The sequence below is a fragment of the Micromonospora globispora genome (assembly GCF_003857015.1).
Taxonomy (GTDB): domain Bacteria; phylum Actinomycetota; class Actinomycetes; order Mycobacteriales; family Micromonosporaceae; genus Micromonospora; species Micromonospora globispora.
Genome location: NZ_QGGF01000400.1, coordinates 1 through 1508, shown reverse-complemented (window position 1 = coordinate 1508; position 1508 = coordinate 1). Strand labels below are relative to the sequence as shown.

General features: G+C 68.1%; 1 protein-coding gene. It reads right to left on the bottom strand.

Annotated features, from left to right (window positions below):
* Positions 1–27: 27 nt before the first annotated feature.
* Positions 28–1263 carry an IS110 family RNA-guided transposase gene (locus DKL51_RS21330; protein ID WP_109948350.1) on the bottom strand — a complete coding sequence of 412 codons (1236 nt, stop codon included), beginning with the start codon at positions 1261–1263 and terminating at the stop codon, positions 28–30.
* Positions 1264–1508: the final 245 nt, after the last annotated feature.

The window sequence follows — 1508 nt, the reverse complement described above, 5'->3', positions numbered from 1 at the left end:
GCGGCAGACATCCTATGTTTTTCGTTGTCAAGAACTGGGGTGGAGATGGGCCCAGGCAGTTGTCTCGTCGTAGGCGGCGCCGGTCTTGAGGCAGCCGTGCAGGATGCCGACGAGGCGATTGCCGAGTTGTCGCAGGGCGGCTTGATGGCCGGTGCCGCGGGCGCGGAGAGTGTCGTAGTAGGCGCGCGCGCCGGGTGAGCCTTTCAGCGAGCAGAATGCCCATTGGTGGACGGCGTCGCCGAGCCTTCGGTTGCGGGCGTAGCGGGCCAAAACGACTTTGCGGGTGCCGGATGCTCGGGTGATCGGGGACGTGCCGGCGTAGTTCTTACGGGCCTTTGCGTCGGTGAAGCGGTGTGGGTCGTCGCCGAACTCGCCGAGTATCCGGGCGCCGAGGACCACACCAATGCCGGGCTGGCTCAGGTAGTGCTCAGCGTCCCGGTGCCGGCCAAAATGGTCGGCCACCACCTGCCCGAGCTGCTCGACCTCCGCGTTGAGCGCCGCGATCAGCCGAACCTGGGCAGTCACGATGGCCGCGTAAGCGGCCTGAACGGCGTCCGGTTGGCGCAGCTGCCCGGCGCGCAGCCGCTGCTGCAAGTCGGCGGCTTTCGTGTCGATGCCGCGGCGGTTCGCCCGCCGCAACGCGGCGGCGATCTGTGATCGTGACAGCCGGGCGGCGCGAGCCGGGTCCGGCGCGCGGCCGAGCAGCTCCAACACGTCGGGCGCGGTCAGGTCGTCGAAGGCGTCCAGGGCGGCGGGGAAAAACTCGCGTAACGCGCTGCGCAGCCGCAGCATCTGCCGCGACCGGTCCCAGATCAGCGTCTGATGAGTGCGGGCCACCAGTTTCATGGCCTCCGCCTCGGCGCTGTCGCCGGCGACCGGACGGTGATGGGCGTGATCCAAGCGCACGATCTCGGCCAGCACGTGCGCGTCGCCGGCGTCGGACTTCGCCCCCGAGGTGGAATGCCGCTCCCGATAGCGAGCGACCGACATCGGGTTGATCGCATACACCTGATAGCCGGCCGCGAGCAGCGCCTGCACCCACGGGCCACGGTCGGTCTCGATCCCGATCCGCACCTGGGCTGCTGCGTCGGCCGGGTCGAGATCGGCCCAGTCGGCCGGCATGTGCTCGGCGATCAAAGCGTGCAGCCGGGTGACACCTTCGAGGCCTTCGGGTAGCCGTTTACGGACGAGCTTGCCGCCGTTGCCGTCAATGAGTTCGACGTCGTGGTGGTCCTCGGCCCAGTCGTCTCCCAGGAACAGCATCACGCCTCTCCTCCTCTATGGACCACATCGTCCATGGCAGCGCGGAAGAGACCCCAGCGATCTAATGGCCAAGTGCTCACCGCAAACCGCGGGGCACGTCATCCCATCAGCTGTCCAGCCTCCTCACGACCGGCGGGCGCACGGTCTGCCGCAAGACCTCGAAGGCCCGAAGAGTGGAGTGCTGACCCGCCAGCCGCTACCGGAGCCATCCTGCACCAGCAGGCTGACGGAACCCATTAGAAGAG